The organism is Corallococcus sp. CA047B (genome assembly GCF_003612065.1).
Lineage (GTDB): Bacteria > Myxococcota > Myxococcia > Myxococcales > Myxococcaceae > Corallococcus > Corallococcus praedator.
This window is the reverse complement of the sequence record NZ_RAWD01000570.1, coordinates 1-2,740: the sequence shown is the minus strand read 5'-3', so window position 1 is coordinate 2,740 and position 2,740 is coordinate 1. Positions and strand designations below refer to the sequence as shown.

1 protein-coding gene is annotated in these 2,740 nt (G+C 71.7%); it reads right to left on the bottom strand.

The window, feature by feature from the left end; all coding sequences use genetic code 11:
• On the bottom strand, nucleotides 1–2,740 hold a 2,740-nt coding region (locus D7X74_RS41075; RefSeq protein ID WP_147446884.1), incomplete at both ends, for a condensation domain-containing protein.

Below are 2,740 nucleotides of genomic sequence, written 5' to 3'. Positions count from 1 at the left end.
GCAGGCTTGCGTCCTCGGCAATCGCCTTCACGCGCGCCGCGGGGAAGGACGTGTCCATCGGCACGTAGCCGCCGCCCGCCTTGAGGATGCCCAGCATCCCCACCACCGCCTCCACCGTGCGCTCCACGTACAGGCCCACCAGTACCTCGGGGCCCACGCCTTCCTTCACCAACGCTCGCGCCAGCCGGTTCGCCTTCGCGTCCAGCTCCGCGTACGTCAGCTGCTTCCCATCCGCGACCACAGCGATGGCTCCGGGCACCCGCTCCACCTGTGCCTCGAACATCTCGGGGATGCTCTTCGACGGCACTGCCTCCGCCGTCTGGTTCCACGTCTTCAGGACCAACAGGCGCTCGGTGGCGTCCAGCAGCGGCAGCGCCCCCACGGACACATCCGGGTTCGCCGCCACGCCCTCCAGCAGCACCCGCAGGTGCTCCACCATCCGCTCCACCGTCGAACGCTCGAACAGCTCCGTGCTGTAGCCGAGCGCGCCACGGAAGCCTTCGTCCGATGCGGCGAGCGACAGGCTCAGCTCGAACTTCGTGTGCTCACCCTCGACGGGTTCCGGGCGCAGCGTGAGGTCCGGGAGCGCCAGCTCCGTGTCGACCTCGGTGTTGAGCACGAGCATCGCCTGGAACAGCGGCGTGCGGCCCAGATCGCGCTCCGGGCGCAGGGCCTCCACCAACCGCTCGAACGGCACCTGCTGATGCGCGAACGCTCCCAGCGTTGTCTCCCGCACCCGCCCCAGCACCTGCCGGAAGCTGTCGGCCGGGGTCAGCCGCGTGCGCAGCACCAGCGTGTTGAGGAACAGGCCGATGAGCCCTTCCACCTCCGCCCGCGTCCGCCCCGCGACGGGCGTGCCCACGCTGATGTCGTCCTGCCCGCTGTAGCGCGACAGCAACACCTGCCACGCCGCGAGCAACACCATGAACGGCGTCGCGCCCTCGCGGCGTCCCATCGCCTTCAGCGCGTCCGACAGCGGCTTCGTCAACCGCACCGGCACCGAGCTTCCCCGGGACGTGGACGTCGCGGGACGCACCTTGTCCGTCGACAGCTCCAGCGCGGCCGGGGCGCCGTCCAGCTCGCGCCGCCACCAGCCGACCTGCTCCTCCAACGCCTCATCGCGCAGCCAGTCGCGCTGCCACGCCGCGTAGTCCGCGTACTGCAACGGAAGCTCGGGCAGCGGTGAAGGCCGGCCCGCGCTGAAGGCCGCGTAGAGCGCGCCCAGCTCGCGCACCAGCACGCCCGCGGACCAGCCGTCGGAGACGATGTGGTGCAGCACCACCACGAGCAGGTGCTGCCGCTCTCCGGTGCGCAGCAACGTCGCGCGCAGCAGCGGCCCCTGGCCCAGGTGGAAGGGACGCAGCGCTTCGGCATGTGCCTGCCGACGGGCCGCTTCCTCGCGCTCGGCTTCGGGAAGGTCGCGGAGGTCCACCCGCACCAGACCCGACTTGAACTCGGCGGCGATGCGCTGGAAGGGGCGCCCTTCCGCATCCGCGTGGAAGGTGGTCCGCAATCCCTCGTGACGCTCGATCAGCGCATCGAACGCGCGCTCCAGGGCGTCCGCGTCGAGCGTGCCCTCCAGGCGGATGGCATTCGGGATGTTGTAGAGCGGGCTGTCCGGCTCCAGTTGCTCCAGGAAGTACATCCGCTGCTGCGCGAACGACAGGGGCAGCCCGTCCGTGCGCGGCACCCGCACGAGCTCAGGAGCTGGACGCGTGTCACCGGCCCGGGCCCGGGCATCCACCTTGCGCGCCAGCTTCTCCACCGTGGGCGCGTCGAACAGCTCGCGCAGCGGCAGCTCCACGCCGAAGAGGCCGAACACGCGTGCCACCACGCGCGTGGCCAGCAGCGAGTGTCCGCCCAGCTCGAAGAAGTCGTCCCGAGGCCCCACCCGCTCCACGCCCAGCACCTGCGCGAAGAGACCGGCGAGCAATTCCTCGGTCGGCGTGCGAAGGCCGCCAAGGTCCGAGTCCTTGCGCGACTCGCCCTCCGGCACCGGCAGCGCCTTGCGGTCCACCTTGCCGTTCGACGTGAGCGGCAGCGTTTCCAGCACCACCAGGGCCGACGGCACCAGGTAGGCCGGCAACTGCTCCTGGAGCGACGCGCGCAGGGCGGCGACGTCCACCGCCTCGCCCGTGACATAGCCCACCAGCCGCTTGTCTCCGGGCACGTCCTCGCGCACCACCACCACCGACTCGCGCACCGACGGCTGCCGCGACAGCGCCGCTTCGATGTCGCCCAGCTCGATGCGGTAGCCGCGCACCTTCACCTGGAAGTCCGCTCGGCCCAGGTACTCCAGCTGCCCGTCCGCCCGCCACCGCGCCACGTCGCCCGTGCGGTACATCCGTGCGCCCGGCTCCGCGCTGAACGGATCCGGGATGAAGCGCTCCGCCGTCAGCTCCGGCCGCTGCTGGTAGCCGCGCGTCACGCCGTCGCCGCCCACGTACAGCCCGCCCGCCACGCCCAGCGGAGCGGGACGCAGGCGCGCGTCCAGCACATAGAGCTGGGTGTTCGCGATGGGCCGTCCAATCGGCACACCGGCCGACACGTCCGCGTCGCGCGGCACGTCGTACACCGCGCATCCGACCACCGTCTCCGTGGGGCCGTACTCGTTGATGAGCCGCGTGCCCGGCATGTGCTGCCGCCAGAAGTCCAGGCTCCCGGGAGGCAGGGCTTCGCCGCCCACCACCAGGGCCCCCACGCGCCCCGCCGCATCGGATGCCGGCAGCGTCTGGCGCAG